At 33.0% G+C, this 20,977-nt stretch carries 25 protein-coding genes, 3 tRNA genes and 1 pseudogene; 26 read left to right on the top strand and 3 right to left on the bottom strand.

From position 1 onward, the window contains the following. The first annotated feature begins 44 nt into the window (after positions 1 to 44). The 17 genes and pseudogenes from NSA23_RS14395 to NSA23_RS14315 form a co-directional block, all read left to right on the top strand. Complete coding sequence (locus NSA23_RS14395; protein ID WP_042683282.1) at positions 45 to 647, top strand: cysteine hydrolase family protein; 603 nt, start codon at positions 45 to 47, stop codon at positions 645 to 647. An 87-nt stretch (positions 648 to 734) separates the two neighbouring features. Further along, positions 735 to 1,292: a UbiX family flavin prenyltransferase gene (locus NSA23_RS14390; RefSeq protein WP_257490661.1), complete on the top strand. Its 558-nt coding sequence runs from the start codon at positions 735 to 737 to the stop codon at positions 1,290 to 1,292. A 16-nt stretch (positions 1,293 to 1,308) separates the two neighbouring features. Beyond that, entirely contained in the window at positions 1,309 to 2,676 is a 1,368-nt protein-coding gene (locus NSA23_RS14385) for a UbiD family decarboxylase (RefSeq protein ID WP_050069897.1), read from the top strand. A gap of 1 nt (position 2,677) precedes the next feature. Continuing rightward, positions 2,678 to 2,941 (top strand): BMC domain-containing protein, encoded by a 264-nt coding sequence (locus tag NSA23_RS14380; protein ID WP_042683284.1) that lies wholly within the window; start codon positions 2,678 to 2,680, stop codon positions 2,939 to 2,941. Between the two features lie 20 nt (positions 2,942 to 2,961). Then, positions 2,962 to 3,291: a hypothetical protein gene (locus NSA23_RS14375; protein WP_042683285.1), complete on the top strand. Its 330-nt coding sequence runs from the start codon at positions 2,962 to 2,964 to the stop codon at positions 3,289 to 3,291. A 14-nt stretch (positions 3,292 to 3,305) separates the two neighbouring features. Next, positions 3,306 to 3,674, top strand: coding sequence for a BMC domain-containing protein (locus NSA23_RS14370; RefSeq protein WP_042683286.1), 369 nt, complete (start codon positions 3,306 to 3,308; stop codon positions 3,672 to 3,674). A 2-nt stretch (positions 3,675 to 3,676) separates the two neighbouring features. Beyond that, positions 3,677 to 3,955: a BMC domain-containing protein gene (locus tag NSA23_RS14365; protein ID WP_257490660.1), complete on the top strand. Its 279-nt coding sequence runs from the start codon at positions 3,677 to 3,679 to the stop codon at positions 3,953 to 3,955. A gap of 19 nt (positions 3,956 to 3,974) precedes the next feature. Then, entirely contained in the window at positions 3,975 to 4,745 is a 771-nt protein-coding gene (locus NSA23_RS14360) for a flavoprotein (RefSeq protein ID WP_257490659.1), read from the top strand. Position 4,746: 1 nt separating this feature from the next. Then, positions 4,747 to 5,016, top strand: a complete 270-nt coding sequence (locus NSA23_RS14355; RefSeq protein WP_042683289.1) for a EutN/CcmL family microcompartment protein — start codon at positions 4,747 to 4,749, stop codon at positions 5,014 to 5,016. A gap of 60 nt (positions 5,017 to 5,076) precedes the next feature. Next, positions 5,077 to 6,888 (top strand): adenine deaminase, encoded by a 1,812-nt coding sequence (gene ade, locus NSA23_RS14350; RefSeq protein WP_042683290.1) that lies wholly within the window; start codon positions 5,077 to 5,079, stop codon positions 6,886 to 6,888. A gap of 134 nt (positions 6,889 to 7,022) precedes the next feature. Then, positions 7,023 to 8,342: an NCS2 family permease gene (locus NSA23_RS14345; protein ID WP_042683291.1), complete on the top strand. Its 1,320-nt coding sequence runs from the start codon at positions 7,023 to 7,025 to the stop codon at positions 8,340 to 8,342. Between the two features lie 64 nt (positions 8,343 to 8,406). Further along, a complete protein-coding gene (locus NSA23_RS14340) occupies positions 8,407 to 9,282 on the top strand; it encodes an FAD binding domain-containing protein (protein ID WP_257490658.1) in 876 nt (291 codons plus the stop codon). Further along, a complete protein-coding gene (locus NSA23_RS14335) occupies positions 9,279 to 9,755 on the top strand; it encodes a (2Fe-2S)-binding protein (protein WP_257490657.1) in 477 nt (158 codons plus the stop codon). The genes NSA23_RS14340 and NSA23_RS14335 overlap by 4 nt, the downstream gene beginning before the upstream one ends. After that, entirely contained in the window at positions 9,752 to 11,017 is a 1,266-nt protein-coding gene (locus tag NSA23_RS14330; RefSeq protein WP_257490656.1) for a xanthine dehydrogenase family protein molybdopterin-binding subunit, read from the top strand. Before NSA23_RS14335 ends, NSA23_RS14330 begins: the two co-directional genes overlap by 4 nt. Next, a complete protein-coding gene (locus tag NSA23_RS14325) occupies positions 11,014 to 12,039 on the top strand; it encodes a xanthine dehydrogenase family protein molybdopterin-binding subunit (RefSeq protein WP_257490655.1) in 1,026 nt (341 codons plus the stop codon). The genes NSA23_RS14330 and NSA23_RS14325 overlap by 4 nt, the downstream gene beginning before the upstream one ends. Positions 12,040 to 12,195: 156 nt before the next feature. Next, on the top strand, positions 12,196 to 13,119 hold the full coding sequence (gene ftcD / locus NSA23_RS14320) for a glutamate formimidoyltransferase (protein WP_042683296.1): 924 nt from the start codon (positions 12,196 to 12,198) through the stop codon (positions 13,117 to 13,119). 260 nt (positions 13,120 to 13,379) lie between these two features. Continuing rightward, positions 13,380 to 13,541: pseudogene (locus tag NSA23_RS14315) on the top strand (hypoxanthine phosphoribosyltransferase); the annotation flags it as partial. A 56-nt stretch (positions 13,542 to 13,597) separates the two neighbouring features. Here NSA23_RS14315 and dapB read toward each other — a convergent pair. From dapB to NSA23_RS14300, 3 genes are read right to left on the bottom strand one after another with little or no spacing between them, the layout of a single operon-like run. Further along, positions 13,598 to 14,356 carry a 4-hydroxy-tetrahydrodipicolinate reductase gene (gene dapB, locus NSA23_RS14310; protein WP_042683297.1) on the bottom strand — a complete coding sequence of 253 codons (759 nt, stop codon included), beginning with the start codon at positions 14,354 to 14,356 and terminating at the stop codon, positions 13,598 to 13,600. Positions 14,357 to 14,368: 12 nt separating this feature from the next. Next, complete coding sequence (gene dapA, locus NSA23_RS14305; protein WP_042683298.1) at positions 14,369 to 15,247, bottom strand: 4-hydroxy-tetrahydrodipicolinate synthase; 879 nt, start codon at positions 15,245 to 15,247, stop codon at positions 14,369 to 14,371. A gap of 11 nt (positions 15,248 to 15,258) precedes the next feature. Then, a complete protein-coding gene (locus NSA23_RS14300) occupies positions 15,259 to 16,257 on the bottom strand; it encodes an aspartate-semialdehyde dehydrogenase (protein ID WP_042683299.1) in 999 nt (332 codons plus the stop codon). A gap of 131 nt (positions 16,258 to 16,388) precedes the next feature. On the opposite strand from NSA23_RS14300, the gene NSA23_RS14295 reads away from it, so the two are divergent. The 9 genes from NSA23_RS14295 to NSA23_RS14255 all read left to right on the top strand — a co-directional run bounded on the left by NSA23_RS14295 (position 16,389) and on the right by NSA23_RS14255 (position 20,935). Continuing rightward, positions 16,389 to 17,300, top strand: coding sequence for a type II CAAX endopeptidase family protein (locus tag NSA23_RS14295; RefSeq protein WP_050069898.1), 912 nt, complete (start codon positions 16,389 to 16,391; stop codon positions 17,298 to 17,300). A 56-nt stretch (positions 17,301 to 17,356) separates the two neighbouring features. Continuing rightward, positions 17,357 to 17,557, top strand: coding sequence for an alpha/beta-type small acid-soluble spore protein (locus NSA23_RS14290; protein ID WP_042683300.1), 201 nt, complete (start codon positions 17,357 to 17,359; stop codon positions 17,555 to 17,557). A 37-nt stretch (positions 17,558 to 17,594) separates the two neighbouring features. Then, on the top strand, positions 17,595 to 18,338 hold the full coding sequence (locus NSA23_RS14285; RefSeq protein WP_306419587.1) for an SIR2 family NAD-dependent protein deacylase: 744 nt from the start codon (positions 17,595 to 17,597) through the stop codon (positions 18,336 to 18,338). 3 nt (positions 18,339 to 18,341) lie between these two features. Continuing rightward, complete coding sequence (locus tag NSA23_RS14280) at positions 18,342 to 19,082, top strand: class I SAM-dependent DNA methyltransferase (RefSeq protein ID WP_042683301.1); 741 nt, start codon at positions 18,342 to 18,344, stop codon at positions 19,080 to 19,082. A 140-nt stretch (positions 19,083 to 19,222) separates the two neighbouring features. Beyond that, on the top strand, positions 19,223 to 19,423 hold the full coding sequence (locus NSA23_RS14275; protein ID WP_154484491.1) for a cold-shock protein: 201 nt from the start codon (positions 19,223 to 19,225) through the stop codon (positions 19,421 to 19,423). A 97-nt stretch (positions 19,424 to 19,520) separates the two neighbouring features. Continuing rightward, positions 19,521 to 20,390 carry an Hsp33 family molecular chaperone HslO gene (gene hslO, locus NSA23_RS14270; RefSeq protein ID WP_042683303.1) on the top strand — a complete coding sequence of 290 codons (870 nt, stop codon included), beginning with the start codon at positions 19,521 to 19,523 and terminating at the stop codon, positions 20,388 to 20,390. A 50-nt stretch (positions 20,391 to 20,440) separates the two neighbouring features. Continuing rightward, positions 20,441 to 20,516: transfer RNA gene (locus NSA23_RS14265), tRNA-Phe, on the top strand. A 135-nt stretch (positions 20,517 to 20,651) separates the two neighbouring features. Next, positions 20,652 to 20,726 (top strand) — tRNA-Gly (locus tag NSA23_RS14260). A gap of 135 nt (positions 20,727 to 20,861) precedes the next feature. Beyond that, positions 20,862 to 20,935, top strand: a tRNA-Cys gene (locus NSA23_RS14255). The last annotated feature ends 42 nt before the right edge of the window (positions 20,936 to 20,977 follow it).

Here is a 20,977-nt window from a genome sequence, read left to right as displayed (position 1 = left end):
CTCCACTAAATAAATTAAATTTGAAAAAAAGGGAGTGGAATTATATGTCAAGACATGCAATACTTATTATAGATATGTTAAACGATTTTGCTAATGACAAAGGTTCACTTTATTGTCTAGGAGCTGCAAGAATAACTAAAAACCTTCAAAGACTAATGAAATGGGTTAGGAAAAGGGAAGGAGACGATATTCAATTAGTACACATTCAAGAAGCTCATAGAAAAAATGATGCAGACTTTAGAGTTAGACCGGTTCATGCTGTTGCAGGAACTTGGGGTTCAGATTTTATAGAAGAACTTTATCCAGAAGGTGATGAGTATATAGTTCCAAAGAGAAGACATAGTGGTTTTGCTTATACAGATTTGGACCTATATTTAAGAGAAGAAAACATAGATACAGTAGTAGTAACAGGAGTATGGACTAATGTATGTGTAAGAAGTACAGCTACTGATGCGTTAGCTAGAGCATATAAAGTAATTACTTTAAGCGATGGATGTGATTCCAAGACAGAAGAAATGCATGAATATGGACTTAAAGATTTAAGTATATTTGCAAAAGTAATGACTATTGACGAATATATAGACGCTTGGGAAAAAGGCTTAGACCCATGGGAAGGTGGAGGAGACAAAGAAAACAAGGTTAAGTAATACAATTGGACAATTGTAGGGGCGACCTTTGGTCGCCTGAATAATACCTAGTGAATGGTGTATTGTTTGAGAAAGTGAGGAACTCATATGAAAGTAGTAGTTGGCATATCAGGGGGAAGTGGATCTATATATGCCATTTCCCTTCTAAAAGTATTAAAAGAATTAAATATTGAAACCCATTTAGTAGTAACTACTATGGGAGAATATGTAATTGAGCACGAATGTGGTATGAAGTTAGAGGAATTAAAAGGTCTAGCTACTTATTTTCATGATAATAAAAATTTTGCAGCTCCTATAGCTAGTGGTTCTTTTAAAGCAGATAGTATGGTGGTTCTTCCTTGCTCGATGAAAACATTATCGTGTGTTGCCAATGGATTTTCTGATAGTCTTTTGGCTAGGGCTTGTGATGTAACTATTAAAGAAGGAAGAAAGCTAATATTAGTACCTAGAGAAACTCCACTAAGTCCTATACATTTGGAAAATATGCTAAAACTGTCTAGAATTGGGGTTACTATATTTCCACCTAGCCCTGGATTTTATAACCATCCAGAGACCTTGGAGGAGATAGTTTTAAATATGACAGGAAGAATACTTGATATGATGGGAGTAGAAAACAATTTAGTCAATAGATGGAAAGGTTTATAGGAAAGGAGGGGAAATGTTGGAGAAGCAAATGTTAAGACATACTCTAGAGGAAATGGATAGGATGGGAGAACTTCTCCTATGTGAAAGAGAAGTAAATCCAGAATACGAACTAGGTGCAGTTCTCAAATATTTTAGAAATAAAAAACCTATTTTATTTAATAAGGTTAGAGGAAGTTCAGTAAAGGTTGCTGGAGGCCTTTATGGTGCTAGAGAAATTATTTATAATTTACTTTATATGAATCATGAAAATAGATTGTTTAAATTTATGGATGCCATTGCAAATCCTGAACCTTACAAGGTAGTAGTAAATGGACCTATAAAAGAAAATATAATTAGAAAAAATATTGACTTATTAAGAATTCTCCCTATTCCTAAGTTTCAAGAAAAGGATTCTAGTCAGTTTATTACAGCTGGAATATTGGTAATAAAGGATCCAGAAACAGGGAGATATTTCACATCTATTAGAAGATTTCAAATAAATAAGAGGAATGAATTATCAGCTCTCATAGCATCACCAAAACTTACTAATGATTTTTTAGAATTAGAAAGAATGAGAAAACCTTTAGAAGTAGCTATAGTATTAGGATATGATGCACCATTTTTAATGGCTAGTCAAATTAGCTCTGCTACTTATGGAGTGGATAAATATGAAGTAGATAGTGCTTTAAGGGGAGAACCTTTAGAACTAGTACCTTGCGAATCTGTAGATCTTTTAGTACCGGCTTATTCAGAAATAGTCCTTGAAGGTAGAATGGTACCAGGAAAAAGAGAATTAGAAGGACCTTTTGGTGAGTTGATGGGTTATTATGGAGAACAGGCACTTCACCCAATAATAGAAATAGATACTATTATGCATAGGAATAATTCAATATTTCAAGCTGCATTCCCTTGTAGGGAAGAACATGTGTCTAATGGACTTATTAGAGAAGTGGAATTATATAACTATTTAAAAAATCAAGTGAATGTAATTGATGTAAATGTTACGGAAGGTGGAGGATATAGGTTCAATGCTTTTGCATCCATAAATAAGCAAAAAGAAGGAGATGGCAAATCAGCAATTATAGCAGCTTTAGGCTCTAATAAGGACTTAAAACAGATAGTTATAGTAGATGAGGATGTAGATATATTTGATTTACAGGATATAGAATGGGCTATTACCACGAGAGCACAGGCAAGTCAAGATTTGGTCACTATACCTAGAGCTTTAGGTTCATCTTTAGATCCATCTCATGGTTTAAAAGGAGTAACAGACAAGGTAGGTATAGATGCTACAAAACCTCTAGGTGAAATAGGAGTTAAATTTGAAAGGGCTATAATTCCTGGATTTGAGAATATAGATATAAACAAGTATTTCTCAAATATTAATAAAGAGAAGGTGAGGTAATATGAGAGAGACTATAGGCATGGTTGAAACAAGATCTCTTGTAGCCGCTATTGAAGCGGCAGATACTATGTTAAAAGCTGCAAATGTAAAAATAATGGATTTCCAAATAGTAGGCTCTGGACTAGTATCAGTCACTGTTGCAGGCGATGTAGGGGCAGTGAAGGTAGCTGTAGAAAGCGGGCAGGATAGAGCAGCTCAAGTGGCAGAAGTAGTTTCGGCTAATGTTATCCCAAGATCTCATGATGAAGTGGATAAAATATTTTAGTCTTATGGTGGTGAAATTTTATGGTTAATCCATTAGCTAGGGTGGCTATGAACAATATAGTTAAAAAGACTAACCTTGGTAGTCACAATGGTTTAAAAGACAGGGCGAACAAATTAAATCTGAAAGAACTAGATGTAGTTGTCAATGCAATGAAAGAAGATAAAAAAGAGAGAAAATTTAATTCTACCAATGACATTAGTTCAGAAAAAAAGGTTAATAATTTAACTCATAAGGAGCAGGATTTAATTATTGACGTAATAAAGGGAGAAACGAAAATCAAGGAAGGAAAACATACAGTTACTATGTTAACTTTAGATGAAGTAGTAGAAAGGATTAAAGGTAGCCGGTAAAGGGAGGTCGTATGATGAATAAGGCATTGGGACTTATTGAAACCATAGGGCTTACTACTGCTGTAGCTGCTTTAGATGCAGCTAGTAAGGCAGCTAATGTAACCTTAATAGGAGTGGAAAAGATAATAGGAATAGAAAAAGCAGTTGGAGTAAATATTCAGATAGCTGGCGAGGTTGCAGCAGTAAAAGCAGCAGTAGATGCAGGAGTTGAAGCAGGCAATAGGGTAGGAGTTGTTGCTGCTAGCCGTGTAATTCCAAGACCTCATGATGAGGTGGATAAATTAATTGGGAAATTCTCCAAAAATTTGAGGGCAAATGAGGAGAATAAGGAAGTCAAAGAAGAAGCAAAGAAAAATAAGAAAAAATCTGACAAGGAGGAATAAGTATGAGTCAAGCGCTAGGATTAGTTGAAACAAAAGGGTTGGTAGGTTCTATTGAAGCTGCAGATGCTATGGTAAAGGCAGCTAATGTAACATTAATAGGCTACGAGAAGATAGGTTTTGGGCTAGTAACTGTAATGGTTAGAGGAGATGTAGGGGCAATAAAAGCAGCAGTAGATGCTGGAGCAGAAGCTGCAAGAGCAGTTGGAGAGCTTCACTCTGTTCACGTAATACCAAGACCACATTCAGAGGTTGAAAGAGTTATATTAAAGCAATATGAATAATTTAATTGGAGTGTTTTAAATGGCTAAAAACAAAATAACCTTGAATGTTTTAGCAGACATAACTAAAAGAATTAACGGAGGAAATTTCTCTAATTCTAAGGAAAAGGCGTTGATAGTCTTTACTGGTTCAAATATAGAGATTAATAAAAAAGTTCAGGAGTTAAAAAGACTAAAGAAAAATAATATTCAAGTTTCCTTAGCCTTTTCCTTTATGGCAAAAAGGATTTTAGATACCTATAGCTTTATTGATGCTTTTGAGCCATATAAAGTCTACGGAGAAGAGGATATATTTGATCTTGAAAATATCCTTAAAAATTATTGTTATGTAATAGGACCAAACATTACTATAAATACACTTTCAAAAGTATCTTTAGGCATGATAGATAGCTTTGTACCTAATATTATATGGACTTATCTATACATGGGAAAAAAAGTATATCTAGATTTCACCTCTGTTAAAAATTATTTTGGTGAACCACCTAAGAATGGGGAGATAAGAGATATTATAGAAAATCATATTAATGCCCTAAAAAAGATGGGAGTTATAGAAATAGAAGAAGGTAATTATATAGAAAAAATAGTCAATAAATCAAAATCTCCTATTTTTAACAAGGATGCCAGTGAAAGCACTATTTTCAATAAGGTAATAACAGAAAGGGATGTAATGAATTATTCCTCAAATAGTAAATCTATTGTCTTACCAAAGGGAACTATCATAACCCCTTTAGCAAAGGAGCGAATTAAGGAATTAGGGATTAAAATAGAGTTGGAAAGATCGGGAGGCAGGTAAAATGTATATAGGCAAAGTAATTGGAACAGTAGTAGCAACGAGAAAAGATGAAAAATTAGTAGGAACTAAACTTATGATTATCCAGCCTCTCAATATGGAACTGAAACCTATAGGAGAACATTTAATTGCTGTAGATACTGTAGGGGCAGGCATAGGTGAATTGGTTATATTTGCAAAGGGAACAGCTGCTAGAATTGCAGCTAGGAAGATGGATTCTCCCATTGATATATCTATAGTAGGAATAATTGATGAAATGGATGTACATGAATGACAGTTCACAATGCATGATTCATAGTAAATTGTGCATTGAAAAAGAGAGGAGGTAGTAGAATTGGACACCAAATATATAAAGATGGCAATGGAGTATAGGAATTTAATAGATGTGCTTATGGGCGATAAGGATTTTGCTGATATTGTCTTATATAACGGAGAGGTTGTAAACGTTATTACAAGAGAAATTTACACAGCTGATATTGCCATCAAAGGTAAATATATATTATTACTAGGAGATTGCAAGGACTTAATAGGACCAGATACTTTAGTAATTGATGTTAGAGGAAAATATTTATCACCTGGTTTCATAGATTCTCACATGCATTTTGAATCCAGTATGTTAACTATTACAGAATTCTCTAGACTATCCATTCTGTCGGGTACTACTACGCTAGTAGCAGACCCACATGAAATAGGAAATGCTTTGGGACCTGTTGGTATGAAGGCTATGGCTGATGAAATAGACTTAGTTCCAAACAATGTGTATTTAGTAGTACCAGCACTAACTCCTGATTGTCCAGATTTGGAAACAGCTGGGGTTGATGTAACATCTAAGGATATGGAAGAACTATTAAACTATAAAAACATAATTGGAATAGGTGAACTTCAAGGATTTAGCAATGCCAAACATGTTTATAGGAATACACCTGAAGTTATTACGGATTTACTTGCTTCAACTATGTATGCTAGGTCTAAAAATATGGTAGTTGATGGTAATGCACCAGAACTATTTGGTAGTGAACTAGCAGCCCATATAATCTCCACTGGAGGAAAATGTTCTTGTCATGAAACTACAACTAAAGAAGAAGCTATGGAGAAGTTAAGACAAGGAGTTTATCTATTTATGAGAGAAGGCTCTACTCAAAGGAATATGGCTGAATGTGTTAGAGCTGTTACGGAAGAAGGCATGGATTCGAGAAGGTGTATATTAGCTACCGATGATATGGTGGCAGCGGATTTAGAAACTCTAGGTCATATGAACGAAATAGTAAAGAGAACTATTAAGGAAGGGGTAAACCCTGTAGAAGCCATTCAAATGGTTACCATAAACCCAGCTACCTATTTTGGATTAAACCATGTGGGAGTTTTAGCTCCAGGAAAGATGGCAGATATAGTAGTTATAGATGATTTAAATGAAATGACTGTAGAAGGAGTATTCATAGATGGTAAATTAGTGGTTTCAAAAGGTAGATTATTAATAGATTTACCTAAGTATACTTATCCACCAGAAGTTAAGAATTCCGTCAAAATTGGGCCTATTAGTGAAAAGGATCTACAGATTGAGGCAGAGGGACCTACAGTTAGGGTTAGATGTATAGACGTTATTCCAGATCAAAACTTAACAGCCAAATTAGAAGAGACTGTAAAGGTACATGGTGGAGTAGCTGTGCCAGATGTGACCACAGATACCTTGGAAATAGCCTGTATAGAAAGATACAGTAGGACAGGAAATATTGGTAAAGCTTTTGTTAAAGGTTTTGGTATGAGAGAGGGAGCTTTTGCAGAATCAGTAGCCCATGATACTCATAATATTTTAGTTGTGGGAACCAATTTAAGGGACATGACTTTGGCAGTTAATAGGGTTATAGAACTAGGCGGAGGTATAGCTATAGCCAATAGAGGAAGAATACTTTCCGATATGAGATTGCCAGTAGGCGGTTTAATAACTGATGAACTAGATGGATATGAAGTTAGTGAAAAAATAGCTGAACTAGAAGAAAAAGTTAAGAAAAATTTAGGCTGTAAGATACATGCGCCATTTATGCATCTATCATTTTTAGCTTTATCAACATCTCCAGCTTGGAAGATTACGGATAAGGGGCTTATAGATGTAAACAATTTTAAAATTCTTTCCCCAATAGTTGAATGATATATGATTTTGAAATGATTTTTGACAAAAGTTTCCGTAGAATTGCTATATTTGAAAGAAACTTTTGTTATTATATTAATCATTAAATAAAGGAGGGTACAGTTTTATATAAATTTAATTTAAGGGGGAGCTCTATGTCAAGTCAATCAGCAACCAATAGCGGATTTTTAGAGAGACAGTTTAAACTTAAGGAACATAATACTGATGTAAAAACTGAAATTTTTGCAGGTATTACTAGTTTTATGACTATGGCTTATATTCTAGTTGTAAATCCAGACCTTTTGTCACAGGCAGGTATGGATAAGGGTGGAGTATTTACAGCTACAGCATTATCAGCAGTTATTGCAACTTTAATAATGGCTTTTTATGCTGATTATCCTTTTGTTTTAGCGCCAGGAATGGGGTTAAATGCATTCTTCACATTTACAGTAGTCTTAGGACCTATGCAAAAATCATGGCAATTTGCCCTGACTGCAGTGTTTATAGAGGGGATTATTTTTATAATATTATCTTTATTTAAGGTAAGAGAAGCTATATTTGATGCAATTCCAATAAACTTGAAAAAAGCAGTTTCTGTAGGAATTGGATTATTTATAGCATTTATAGGTCTTGTATCAGCAGGGATAGTTGAACAAGGTGGAGCTATTCTTCAGTTAGGTGATTTGACTCAGTCAGCACCATTACTTGCACTAATAGGGCTATTGATAATGGGAATGTTATTGGCTAAAAATGTTAAAGGAGCATTGCTAATAGGTATCATACTTACGACTATAATAGGAATACCTATGGGTGTAACTCCTACTCCAACTGGGCTAATATCTCTTCCACCATCATTAAAAGATGTAGCATTTAAATTTGAATGGCAACATATTTTTTCATGGGATATGTTAATTGTTGTATTTACTTTCTTATTTGTAGACGTGTTTGATACTGTAGGAACATTAGTAGGAGTAGCTTCAAAGGCAGAGATGTTAGATGAAGAAGGAAGGCTTCCAAAGGTTAGTCAAGCATTATTTGCTGATGCCGTTGGTACTGTATTTGGAGCTTGTTTAGGAACTAGTACAGTAACTACTTTTGTAGAATCTGCTTCTGGAGTAGCGGAAGGTGGTAGGACTGGACTTACTGCTCTTTCAGCTGCTTGTATGTTTGCTTTATCCTTATTATTTGCACCTATATTCACCATAGTTCCAAAAGCAGCAACTGCACCAGCATTAATCCTTGTTGGACTTTTTATGATGAGCCCAATAAAGGACATAGATCTAGACGATTTCACAGAGGCAATACCAGCTTTCTTAACAATAATAATGATGCCATTAGCATATAGTATTGCAGAAGGTATAGTATTTGGTATGGTATCTTATGTGTTCTTAAAAGTACTAACTGGAAAACATAAAGATGTATCCGTTGTAATGTATATTTTGGCCATATTATTTATATTAAAAACCCTACTCTAATAGGATGCCGTCTTCCATTGGAAGGCGGCATTTCTAAACAAAATTAGTTAAGGGAGGTAAGAAAATGGTATTGGAGGGAGTTTATAAAGTTAGAAGCATAGATGAAGTTGTGGAATTATTGGAAAAATACAGAGAAAATGCAAAGATAATTGCTGGGGGAACAGATATAGTTATCGCATTGAGAAATGAAAAAATTACTCCTAAAGTATTAATCGATATTTCTAGTATAGATGAGCTTAAATCTATAAAAGATGAAGGAGAGTTTATAAAAATAGGAGCTGGGGTAACTTTTACCAAAATAGTTGAAAGCTCATTGTTTCAGAAAAACTTATGGGGATTATACAAAGCTTGTAGACTAGTAGGTTCTCCTCAAATAAGGAATAAAGGCACCATAGGAGGAAATATTGCTAATGGTTCTTCTGCTGCAGATTCTATCCCTCCTTTAATCTGTTTGGGTAGCACTATTACTCTAGCTAGTAAAAACGGGAAACGAAAAGTGCTTTTAGAAGAATATTATAAGGATAAAGCTAATTATGGAATGAAGGAAGATGAATTACTAGTAAGTATTGATTTTAAAAAGCCAACAGAAAATCGAGTTTTAAGCTTTGCCAAATTAGGTCTTAGGAAAGCATTAGCCATTTCAAGGATTTCTATAGCTACTTTTCTAGAATTGGACAAAAAGGGACAGGTAACAACAATAAGAGTAGCTAGTGGTTCTTTAGGTAAATATCCTATGAGAGAACTAGAAGTAGAGGAATTTTTATGTGGGAAAAAATTAAACGAAAGAACTATAGATGAAGCTATAAAGGTAGTGCAACAATCTATGGATGAAAGATTAAAAGGAAGATCAACTCTACCTTATAAAAGAGTAGCTGTAGAAAGTATGCTTAGAGAATCAATAGGAGATGGGATTAAATTTCTAGATGGGGTGAGGGCATGAAGGATATAAAATTAAATGTTAATGGAAAGGATTATACTTTAAATGTAGATGAAAATATAAAGCTTTTAGGTTTACTCCGAGATGAGCTAGGATTAACTGGAGCTAAGGAAGGCTGTGGAGAAGGAGAATGTGGAGCTTGTACAGTAATAATGGATGGAGAGACAGTTAACTCTTGTTTAGTTATGGCTTTTCAAGCTGATGGTAGCAATATTTTGACCATAGAAGGATTAGAACAAAATGGAGAACTTCACCCAATCCAACAGGCCTTTATAGATGTGGGAGCAGTTCAATGTGGATACTGTACCCCGGGGATGATAATGTCTGTAAAAGCACTATTAGATAAGAATACTAATCCTACAAGGGAGGAAATAAGGGAAGGGATTTCTGGAAATCTATGTAGATGTACGGGATATAACAAGATTGTAGATGCAGTAGAACTATCCATAAAATATTTAGAGGAGGGAAGAAGATGAGATTAGATGTAGTCGGTAAAAACCTTATAAGGGTAGATGCTTATAGTAAGGTTACAGGAAAAGCTTTATACCCTCAAGATATATATATGGATGGAATGGCCTATGGCAAAACCCTTAGATCTGAAAAGCCTCATGCCTATATAAAGGTTGATACTAGAGAGGCGGAAAAGTTAGAGGGGATAATTAAGATATTCACCTATAAGGATGTGCCTAAAAATAGCCATGGAGTAGTCTTTAAAGACCATGAGGTTTTCTGTGAGAAAAAAGTGCGAAGAATTGGAGATCCAATTGCTTTTGTTGTTGGAGAGTCTGAAAGGGTTTGTGAATTAGCCTTAAAAAAGATAGTGGTTCATTATGATGAATTAGAAGGTGTATTTGACCCATTATTAGCTATGGACGAAAATTCACCAAAAGTTCATGAAAGTGGCAATATTATGTATTATTATAAGATTAGAAAAGGAAATATAAAAGAAGGCTTCAAAAATAGCCATGCAATTGTTGAAAACACCTATAAGACCCATATGGTAGACCATGCTTTTTTACAACCAGAGGCAGGGGTGTCCTTCATAGATGATAAAGGTAGAATAACCATCATGGTTGCTACTCAATATCCTCATTATGATAGGGAGGAAGTTGCTGCAAACCTTAATTTGCCACAGGACCAAATTAGGATAATAAATACCAATGTGGGAGGGGCTTTTGGTGGTAGGGAGGATATAAGCCTTCAAACTCATTTAGCTTTAGCAGTATATACTCTTAAGATACCTGTAAAAGTAATCTATTCAAGGGAAGAATCCTTCATTGCCCATTCTAAAAGACATTCTATGATTATGAAATGTAAAACTGGAGCTGACAAAGATGGTAAGCTATTGGCTATGAAGGCTGTGATCATTGGAGATACAGGAGCCTATGCTTCTTGGGGCACAAATGTTTTGAGGAAAGCAGGAGTCCATATAACTGGACCTTATTATATACCTAATGTAGTAGTGGATAGTTATGCAGTCTATACCAACAATCCTTTTGCAGGAGCTATGAGAGGATTTGGAGTAACTCAGGTACCTATAGCCCACGAACAACAAATGGATATTCTGGCAGAGGAACTAGGTATGGACCCAGTATCCATAAGGATGATTAATATGTTTGGAAAAGGTTCCGTTACTGCTACAGGACAAGTCTTAACAGAATCAGTACCTTTAGAAGAATGTTTGGAAAAAGTAGTTGAAGGAATGGACTTTTATCATAGAGGGGAGGAGGCTAAATGAAAAAGAGAGGAAAAGGAATTGGAATATCTTTTTACGGAACAGGCTACGGAAATGGATTCCCTGATGTATCAAAAGCAAAGTTAAGATTACATGATAATGGTAAGATAGGAATATATGTTGGAGCTACTGAAGTAGGTCAAGGTGCTAAAACAGCTCTCCTTCAAATAGGTGCCGAAATTTTAAATCTTTCAACAGAGAATTTATTATTCATATCCGAGGATACTAGTCTTATGCCAGACTCAGGCACAGCTGCAGCTAGTCGTCAAACTTATAATACTGGAAATGCTATTAAAATAGCTTGTGAAAACTTCAAAGATAAATTAATAGAGATTTCAAAAGAAGAGCTAGGATTAAACAGTACTCATGGGTTAATGGTGGAAAAGGGGGAAATATATTTAGGATTTTTCCCAGAAAAGCGGATTTCCTTCAAAGAATTGGTTAATAAATATGGAGATGGCACAATTGAAGCAGAAGGAGAATTTATAGCTCAAACTGTTGAGATGGATCCAGAAACTGGACAAGGAGCTCCTTATTGGCCTTATACCTTTAATGCCTGTGGAGTTGAATTAGAAGTAGATACTCTTACAGGAAGAGTAGAAATCCTAAATGTAAGATTTGCCCAAGATGTAGGCCGGGCAGTAAATCCTCGCTTAGTAGAGGGGCAAATGGATGGCGGTTTTGCTATGGCTTTAGGATATGCTTTGTTTGAAGATTTAAACTTAGTCAAAGGACAGATTAAAAGCAATAAATTTTCTCGATATTTAATACCTACAGCTATGGACATGATAGATGTAGAAAAAATTTTAATAGAGGATCCAGAACCTACGGCTCCTTATGGTGCTAAGGGAATTGGCGAGCCAGTTATGATACCAGTAGCTCCTGCCATATTAAATGCTATATACGATGCAACGGGAGTAAGGATTTTAGAATTACCAGTTACGCCAGAAAGGTTAAGAAAGGCTATGGATACGAAGAAAAATGAGGAGAATTTTAATATGGAGCTTAATGCCTTGAAAAGATAATTCAGAATCAATTTACAAAAGATAAAATAGATGAACTTCTACAAAATACTATAAGATACTAAGTTGATAGCCGGGGAAAATTATAGAATATATACAATGAATTGATAAAAAATTTATGCTATCATGTTATTGATTATTTAGTAGAGGGGGATCCATATGAGTAAAAAATATATTTTAGCAGTGCCAAATTTTAGTGAAGGTAGAAGAAAAGATGTTATTGAAGCTATAGCTAATGAAATAAAGGGTAGAGAAGGTGTAAAGTTAGTAAGTGTAGAACCAGAACATGATTTTAATAGAACGGTACTCACAATTATAGGAGAACCAGAACCATTAAAGAAAGCCTTAATTGCCATGGCAGGGAAATCCTATGAACTAATTGATATGAGGGAACAAAAAGGTACTCACCCAAGAATAGGTGCTCAAGATACTATTCCTCTATTCCCACTTAGAAATATTAGCTTAGAAGAATGTGTGGAATTAGCAGAGGAAATAGGAAAAGAATTATTTGAAAAACATCAAGTACCAATCTATTTCTCAGCAGCAAATGCAAGGACAGAAGATAAAAAGAGTATATCCTTCATAAGAAAAGGCCAATATGAAGGACTAAAAGTCCTATTAGAAGACAAAAGTAACCCAGATTACGAAAACAGAAAACCAGATTTATCAGTAGACGGAAAGCTAAGCGATAGATATGGAGCAACAATAGTAAGTGCAGATATGGAAGGATTAACAGCATATAATGTATTCTTGGCAACAGAAGATTTAAGTATAGCAAAATCTATAGCTAAAGCAGTAAGAGGACCAAGTGGCGGATTTTCAACAGTAAGAGCAGTAGGAATTAAATTCCCTGAAAGAGAAGGAACAGTAGTATCTATGAATATGTTTGATTGTGCAGCTACACCGCTATATAGGGCCTTTGAATTAGTAAAACAAGAAGCAAGTAAATATGGAGTAGCGGTAACAGGTTCAGAATTAATAGGTCCAATAAAATTAAATTATCTATTAAATAATTTAGAGCATTATTTAGGGTTACAAGGCTTTAGAAAAGAACAAATACTAGAATCCCATCTAATGGAATAACAATAACCTGCCATTTTGACAGGCTATTTATAATAAAACTCTAGAAGCTTTCCCTTCTATATTTTTAAAAACAGTTGGAAGATCAGGAAAATACTTATCTATACATCGATGGATTTTATTTTCTATTGAACTTAATTTTGCATATATACCTTCAGAAATAACAGGTTCTTAATACCTACCATCTTTCACTAATTGAGCTATTACCTTAGCATCTTTTAAATAATTGACATTTAATAGCTGGTCTTTTGATTTAGTCATTGAGTATAAAAGTTTGTGCTATGTTAGACAAACCTAGTAGGACAAAAATAGATTTAAAGCCAGATTATGTAGAATTTACTACGCCAGATGTATTTACAGTAGGTTATGGGCTTAATTATGGAAATTATTATAGAAATATACCTTATATTTTTACTTTTTATTAGAAATAAATAACCTTGTATATCTTTTAAAAGATATACAAGGTTATTTGTTATAAATACTAACTATTAATTAGATCTTCCATATTGTAGAGTCCACTTTCTTTGTTATATAGAAATTTAGCGGCTTTAATTGCTCCTTGTGCAAATATTTTTTTAGATGATGCACTGTGGCTTATCTCTATAACTTCATCACATCCAGCAAAAATTACTGTATGCTCTCCTACTATGGTGCCCCCTCTTATTGCATGTATTCCTATTTCATCTTTTTTTCTCTTGTCAGTTTTTGTATCTCTTCCATATATATATTTTTTGGAGTTATCTAATTCTTTGTTTATTTCATTTGCAATCATATAGGCTGTACCACTTGGAGCATCAATTTTTTTATTATGATGTTTTTCGATTATTTCAATATCAAAAGAATCTTCCAGTACTGGGGAAATACTTTTTACCATAGATATTAAAACATTTATACCTAATGACATATTGGCAGAATAGAATATAGGGATTATTTTTGAAGCTTCTTTGATTTTTTCTATATCATCAGGGCTAAGTCCAGTAGTTCCTATAACTATAGGGATATTTTTTTCTATTCCATATTCTAATAGGTTGAGTAAAGAACTAGGATGAGAGAAATCTATTATTATATCAATATTTTCATTACAATGATGTATATTATTATATATTTTAAAATTACTATTATTATCTAGTGCATTTTTATCTACACCAGCTTTTAATTCCATTTCACTATCCTTTTTAATTTCTTCAGACACTACTTTTCCCATTTGACCATGACATCCGTTTATAAGGACTTTAATCATATGTCTACCTCCTTATACTAATCCATAGGATTTTATTTCATTTACTAATATTTCATGATTTTTAGATTCCATAGTTGTAAGCGGAAGTCTTGCAGGACCTACATTCATACCAAGGTAGTTCATAGCTTCTTTTACTGGAATAGGATTAACTTCTATAAACAATGAATCAATTAGAGGTTTCATTTTTAGCTGCAATTCCCTAGATTTATCTATATCACCTTCAAGATAAGAATATACCATCTGATGGGTATCTCTTGGAATAATATTTGCTACTACTGATATAACTCCAACTCCACCTAAAGAAAGAAGAGGTACTACCATATCATCATTTCCAGAATAAATATCAAAGTTATCCTTGCAAAGTCTGGCAACTTCTGCTACTTGAGCAATATTTCCGCTAGCTTCTTTTACACCACGGATATTAGGATGTTTAGATAATTTTTCTAAAGTTTTAGGTAAAATATTAAGTCCAGTTCTTCCTGGTACATTATATACAATAATAGGAATATTTACGCTGTCCGCTATAGTTAAATAATGTTCTACAAGGCCTTTTTGAGTAGTTTTATTATAATATGGTGTTACAATTAAAAGACTATCAGCACCAACTTTTTCTGCATACTTACTAAGCTCTATTGAGCTTTTTGTATCATTACCTCCTGTTCCCGCTATTACAGGTATACGCTTATTTACTTTTTCTACCGCAAATTTAATAACTTCTTTTTTCTCTTCATTAGATAAAGTAGCAGATTCTCCGGTAGTACCACATATAACTATAGCATCTGTTTTTTCGCTGATATGCCATTCAAGAAGTTCTCCTAACTTTTCGTAGTTTACCTCTTCACCCTTAAATGGTGTTACTATAGCAACACCTGAACCCTTAAAAATACTCATTATAAAACCTCCTATATTTTATTCTTATTAATTAAAAGCTCAGCTATTTGGATAGTATTTGTAGCTGCTCCTTTTCTTGTATTGTCAGCGACTATCCATATATTAATACCATTTTTAACACTGAAATCCCTTCTTATTCTGCCTACATATACCTCATCTTTTCCTTTTACATTTATAGGCATAGGATAATTATTTTTTTGTATATCATCAAATACTACGATGCCTTTATAATTTCTTAAAATATCATATACATTTTCTAATTCAAAATTATTTTCAAATTCAATATTAGCAGATACACAGTGTCCAAAATACACAGGGACTCTTACTGTAGTAGAAGTTATCCTTATATTTTGATCATTTAATATTTTTTTAGTTTCTTCAATCATTTTTATTTCTTCTTTTGTATAACCATTGTCTGTAAACTCATCTATATGAGGCAAACAGTTAAATGCAATGGGATGAGGATAATTTTTAGGATCTAAATATTTTAAACCATTATCTAAATCTTCCATGCCAGCTACTCCAGAACCAGATACTGCTTGATAGGTTGAAAATATAACTCTTTTTATTTTAAAGGCTTCATGAAGTGGCTTTAGTGGCACTACAGATTGAATTGTGGAACAATTAGGATTAGCAATTATGCCATTATGCCATTCTATATCTTGAGGATTTACTTCAGGAACTACTAAAGGTACTTCTCTATCCATTCTCCATGCACTACTATTATCAACTACAGTGATACCTTTTTTCTTAGCTATAGGAGCAAATTTTTTACTAATATTTCCTCCTGCAGAGAAAAGTAAAAGGTCTATAGGTTTGTCAAAAGAGTTTTCTGTTAATTCTTCTACTTTATACTCTTCTTTTTTAAATACTATTTTTTTACCATTTGATTTACTAGATGCAAATAGATAAAGATTCTTAACAGGAAAGTTTCTTTCTTCCATTATACGAAGGAAATTTCTTCCCACCATTCCAGTTGCACCGACTATTCCTACATTTAATTTTTCCATATTTTCACCTCAGATTTTATTAATATATTATATTATACTATATTATATTTGTTTCTGTGTGATTAGAACAATCTATTTGATTTGATGCAAGAAAAAAGATACAATTAAGTAAAAGAGTTTAGGAGGTAAATATGGATAGAAAAAGAGAAAAAGTTAGTATTTTAGAAGCAAATATTCTTTATTTAATTCTAGGAATTTTATTAATATTCTTAGGGGGTTTTGTACAATCAAAAGAAATATATACTGGTCTATTAATTACCCAGTATATAATAATTTTTCTTCCAACAGTATTGTATTTAAAAGTAAAGGGATATAGTCTAAAGAAAGTTCTTAAATTAAATAAAATTTCTATAAAGCAAATAGCACTTGTACCGCTAATAGTTATTTTTGCATATCCAGTAGGGGCATTCTTAAATTATATATTTATTCTTTTACTAAGCAGTTTTATAGAAATAAAACCATTACCTATACCTATACCCGAAAGTTCACCAGAGTTTATTTTAGGCTTGATAGTTATATCTTTATCACCAGGAATATGTGAAGAGATATTGTTTAGAGGTATGATAATGTCTTCATATGATAAATTAGGAAAGAAAAAGGCAATAATTATATCCTCTATATTATTTGGAGTATATCATTTTAATCTTCAAAATCTTTTAGGGCCTATTTTTTTAGGAATTGTATTTGGACTTATAGTATATAAAACAGATTCTATTTATTCTTCTATGATTGGCCATGGGTTTAACAATGCTATTGCATTAGCTATTGGATATTTCTTATTAGAAAAAGCAGATAATATACCTACTGAAGCCATTGATATGCCAACTGATTTTTTCACTAATATTTTAGCCATAATTGTTGGACTTGTATTTTCCATTATTTGTGGAACTATATCATATAAATTATATAAGGCATTACCTGAAAGTGAAAAGGAAGCAGAGGAAGTTTTAGAGGAGCATAATTCTACAATATTAGATTATATGCCACTGCTAGGTATATCATTACTTTTTATATTCTATAATTATATACTTTTCTTTAAATAGATAATAATGGAATAAAAAAAATCTTCCCTACCATACTAAATAGGGGAGGGGTTTAAATGTCAAAAAAGAAGAAAAAAATAGAAACATTAGAAGATAAGCTTAAATATGAAATAGCTAATGAATTAGGTCTTATGGAAAAGATAGAAGAGGTAGGTTGGGGAGGACTTACAGCCAAGGAGTCTGGAAGAATAGGAGGACTTATTACTGTAAAGAAAAGAGAAATGTTAAAGAAGAATACTTTAAAAAATAAAAAATAATATAGTGAAATTTTAAAATAAATAGGGGGAATTGTTAATGGATATGGACAAGATTAAAAAGGCAAGTGAATTAATAGAAGAATCTTCTAAAACTATGGTATTGACAGGAGCAGGAATTTCCACAGAAAGTGGAATACCAGATTTTAGAAGTCCAGGTACAGGGCTTTGGGAAAATGTAGATCCTATGGAGCTCTTATCGACTTCAGTCCTATACAATAATCCAGAAAAATTTTATGATAAAGGTTATAAAATGCTTTTAAATATGACAGATGCAGAGCCAAATAGAGCTCATTTCGCTTTAGCAGAAATGGAAAAGAGAGGTTTTATAAAAGGCATAATAACTCAAAATATAGATAATCTACATCATAAAGCTGGTTCAAAGTATATTTTAGAGGTCCATGGAAACACAAGGGAAGCTAGCTGTATGAATTGTGGAAATACAGTACCATTAGATGTAGTAACGGAGAAAGTTAATAATGGGCAAATACCTCCAAAGTGTGACAGGTGTCAAGGAATATTAAGACCAGATGTAATATTTTTTGGCGATATGCTTCCTGAAGATTTTAATATAGCTTCTAATGAAGTAAGTAGTAGTGATTTACTTATAGTAGTAGGTTCCAGCTTAGCAGTGTCTCCAGTTAATTATTTGCCACAAATGGCTAAAAATCTAATTATTATAAATAAAGGTACTTCTGTAATGGATCACTATAGTGATGTACTTCTAAATGGCTCAGCTGGAGATATATTAGAGTCAATATTAGAAAACTTATTAGGGGAATAGAATATGAGTTGTTATAGTGAGTTTGCTATGTATTATGATGAACTTATGGATGATGTAGATTATGAAAGTTGGTTTTTATATATTAAGGAGATATTTAAAAGATTCTCTGTAGATCCTAAAGAAATATTGGAAATGGCTTCTGGTACTGGAAGTTTAACTTATTATTTATGTAAAGAAGGATATAGTGTGACTGGTTTTGATAGATCAGAAGAAATGCTTTCCATAGCCTATAATAAGCTTTTGCAATTTAAAAATGTACATTTATTAAAACAAGATATGGTAGACTTTAATATAGGTAAGAAGTTTGATAGTATACTATGCATATGTGATAGTATCAACTATATTACTGATGAATTGGAGCTTTTGCAGATATTTAAAAATGTATATGATCATTTAAAAGATAATGGCATATTTATATTTGACATCAACTCTTATTATAAATTGAGTCAGATTATAGGAAATAATATTTTTATTGAAGATAGGGAAAATATATATTATGTATGGGAAAACTATTTTGATAAGAATAGTAAATTAACTCAATTTAATTTAAACTTTTTTATTAAGGCCAGTGAGGAAGGGTATATAAGATTTGATGAAGAACATATAGAGAGGGCCTATAATATTAAAGAGATAGAGGATCTTTTAAGAAAATCAGGATTCAATAAAATAACAATATATGATGCATTTACATTTAATAAACCTAATAAAAATAGTGAAAGAATTAATTTTATAGTGAAAAAATAGTTTGATATTTATATGAATAATTAGATATTTTTAAGAGAATACTATTTGACAACGGTATTTAACTGTGATAATATTAGGGAAAGTAGAGGGTATTACATACTCATCTATATTAAATTAGTTGTATTGGAGGAATGTTTTAAATGGTTAATGGAACAGTAAAGTGGTTTAATGCTACAAAAGGTTATGGTTTTATTTCCACTGAAGATGGTGAAGATGTTTTCGTACATTATTCAGCAATTGAAGAAGATGGATTCAAAACTTTAGAAGAAGGACAACAAGTTGAATTTGAAATAGTTGAAGGTGAAAAAGGTCCTCAAGCTACAAGCGTTAAAAAACTATAATTGAATATAATGATTTTTTAATAAATTGTAGCAAACTAGCCCCTAATAGTGTAGGGGCTTTAAATATCTCTAGAACAATATAGAAAAGGAGTTAGCTATGAAGGATTATGTTATTAGAGCTATAGATGAAAAAGGAAGTATAAGGATATTTATTGCCAATACTACTAATTTAGTAGAAGAAGCAAGAAGCATCCATAAAACAATGCCTACAGGAACAGCTGCACTGGGGAGAACTTTAACAGCGGCTAGTATTATGGGAAGAATGATGAAAGGTGATAACGATTCTATATCTATTCAAATTCGTGGTGATGGACCTATTGGGAATGTAGTAGCTTCATCTAATTCAAAAGGTGAAGTTAGGGGTTATGTGGGAAACCCTATGGTAGATTTGCCATTGAAGAATAATGGAAAATTAGATGTAGGTAGAGCAATAGGAAGAAATGGAAGAGTTATTGTAATAAAGGATTTTGGACTTAAAGAACCTTATATTGGACAGTCAAATATAGTTTCAGGAGAAATAGCAGAGGACTTAACTTATTATTTTGCACATTCTGAACAGCAGCCTTCGGCAGTTAATTTAGGAGTATTAGTGGATAAAGATTTATCTGTGAAAGCTTCAGGAGGATATATTGTTCAATTGCTCCCAGATGCATCAGATGAAGATATTGATATACTAGAAGAATCTATAAAAAATTCAGAACCTATATCTACATTGATAGATAAAGGTTTTACACCAGAGGACATCCTTAAAGAAGTATTTGGAAAGTTTAATATGAGTATTCTTAAAAAAGAGGAAGTAGAATTTAAATGTAACTGTTCAAGGGATAGAATAGAAAAAGCTCTTAAAAGTTTAGGAGAAAAAGAAATTAAAGATATTATAGAAGAGGATGGAAAGGCAGAGATTGTATGCCATTTCTGTAATAAAAAATATAATTTCTCAAAAAAAGATCTAGAATCTTTAATTTAGGTATTGACTTTATTTAATTAGTAATGTATACTATCAATTGTGGCTAAGTTGCCCAGATAGCTCAGTCGGTAGAGCAGGGGACTGAAAATCCCCGTGTCGGTGGTTCGATTCCGCCTCTGGGCACCATTATTTCTAAGTAATATGCGGAAGTGGCTCAGTGGTATAAGCAGGGAACCCAAATCTATGATTTGGTGTTCATCGCTTAGTGGTAGAGCTAAACTATGAATCTATTCATAATGAAAAACAAATGTTAAATGATGTGCGGAAGTGGCTCAGTGGTAGAGCATCGCCTTGCCAAGGCGAGGGTCGCGGGTTCGAATCCCGTCTTCCGCTCCAGATTAGATATAGGCGGCATAGCCAAGTGGTAAGGCATAAGTAGAGAACCAAAACGTGCTTTTCGTTTTGTGTGAATCACTTAGTTGGAAAAGTTCTTTAGAACTACTGTTTTAAAGTAATAATCAAATTGAATATGGCGGCATAGCCAAGTGGTAAGGCAGAGGTCTGCAAAACCTTTATCCCCAGTTCAAATCTGGGTGCCGCCTCCATAAAAAACCTTCTATAAAAAAAATAGAAGGTTTTTTATTTAA

Origin of the sequence: Anaerosalibacter massiliensis, assembly GCF_024623155.1 — a bacterium.
Taxonomy (GTDB): domain Bacteria; phylum Bacillota; class Clostridia; order Tissierellales; family Sporanaerobacteraceae; genus Anaerosalibacter; species Anaerosalibacter massiliensis.
Note: the sequence above shows the minus strand (reverse complement) of the source record. Positions and strands in the feature narration are given on the sequence as shown.

Excerpts from the sequence above, each read along its gene's own strand:
- NSA23_RS14395 (WP_042683282.1), top strand. The coding sequence starts at position 45 with ATGTCAAGACATGCAATACTTATTATAGATATGTTAAACGATTTTGCT.
- NSA23_RS14390 (WP_257490661.1), top strand. The coding sequence starts at position 735 with ATGAAAGTAGTAGTTGGCATATCAGGGGGAAGTGGATCTATATATGCC.
- NSA23_RS14380 (WP_042683284.1), top strand. The coding sequence starts at position 2,678 with ATGAGAGAGACTATAGGCATGGTTGAAACAAGATCTCTTGTAGCCGCT.
- NSA23_RS14375 (WP_042683285.1), top strand. The coding sequence starts at position 2,962 with ATGGTTAATCCATTAGCTAGGGTGGCTATGAACAATATAGTTAAAAAG.
- NSA23_RS14370 (WP_042683286.1), top strand. The coding sequence starts at position 3,306 with ATGAATAAGGCATTGGGACTTATTGAAACCATAGGGCTTACTACTGCT.
- NSA23_RS14365 (WP_257490660.1), top strand. The coding sequence starts at position 3,677 with ATGAGTCAAGCGCTAGGATTAGTTGAAACAAAAGGGTTGGTAGGTTCT.
- NSA23_RS14360 (WP_257490659.1), top strand. The coding sequence starts at position 3,975 with ATGGCTAAAAACAAAATAACCTTGAATGTTTTAGCAGACATAACTAAA.
- NSA23_RS14355 (WP_042683289.1), top strand. The coding sequence starts at position 4,747 with ATGTATATAGGCAAAGTAATTGGAACAGTAGTAGCAACGAGAAAAGAT.
- NSA23_RS14345 (WP_042683291.1), top strand. The coding sequence starts at position 7,023 with ATGTCAAGTCAATCAGCAACCAATAGCGGATTTTTAGAGAGACAGTTT.
- NSA23_RS14340 (WP_257490658.1), top strand. The coding sequence starts at position 8,407 with ATGGTATTGGAGGGAGTTTATAAAGTTAGAAGCATAGATGAAGTTGTG.
- NSA23_RS14335 (WP_257490657.1), top strand. The coding sequence starts at position 9,279 with ATGAAGGATATAAAATTAAATGTTAATGGAAAGGATTATACTTTAAAT.
- NSA23_RS14330 (WP_257490656.1), top strand. The coding sequence starts at position 9,752 with ATGAGATTAGATGTAGTCGGTAAAAACCTTATAAGGGTAGATGCTTAT.
- NSA23_RS14325 (WP_257490655.1), top strand. The coding sequence starts at position 11,014 with ATGAAAAAGAGAGGAAAAGGAATTGGAATATCTTTTTACGGAACAGGC.
- ftcD (WP_042683296.1), top strand. The coding sequence starts at position 12,196 with ATGAGTAAAAAATATATTTTAGCAGTGCCAAATTTTAGTGAAGGTAGA.
- dapB (WP_042683297.1), bottom strand. The coding sequence starts at position 14,356 with ATGATTAAAGTCCTTATAAACGGATGTCATGGTCAAATGGGAAAAGTA.
- dapA (WP_042683298.1), bottom strand. The coding sequence starts at position 15,247 with ATGAGTATTTTTAAGGGTTCAGGTGTTGCTATAGTAACACCATTTAAG.
- NSA23_RS14300 (WP_042683299.1), bottom strand. The coding sequence starts at position 16,257 with ATGGAAAAATTAAATGTAGGAATAGTCGGTGCAACTGGAATGGTGGGA.
- NSA23_RS14295 (WP_050069898.1), top strand. The coding sequence starts at position 16,389 with ATGGATAGAAAAAGAGAAAAAGTTAGTATTTTAGAAGCAAATATTCTT.
- NSA23_RS14290 (WP_042683300.1), top strand. The coding sequence starts at position 17,357 with ATGTCAAAAAAGAAGAAAAAAATAGAAACATTAGAAGATAAGCTTAAA.
- NSA23_RS14285 (WP_306419587.1), top strand. The coding sequence starts at position 17,595 with ATGGATATGGACAAGATTAAAAAGGCAAGTGAATTAATAGAAGAATCT.
- NSA23_RS14280 (WP_042683301.1), top strand. The coding sequence starts at position 18,342 with ATGAGTTGTTATAGTGAGTTTGCTATGTATTATGATGAACTTATGGAT.
- NSA23_RS14275 (WP_154484491.1), top strand. The coding sequence starts at position 19,223 with ATGGTTAATGGAACAGTAAAGTGGTTTAATGCTACAAAAGGTTATGGT.
- hslO (WP_042683303.1), top strand. The coding sequence starts at position 19,521 with ATGAAGGATTATGTTATTAGAGCTATAGATGAAAAAGGAAGTATAAGG.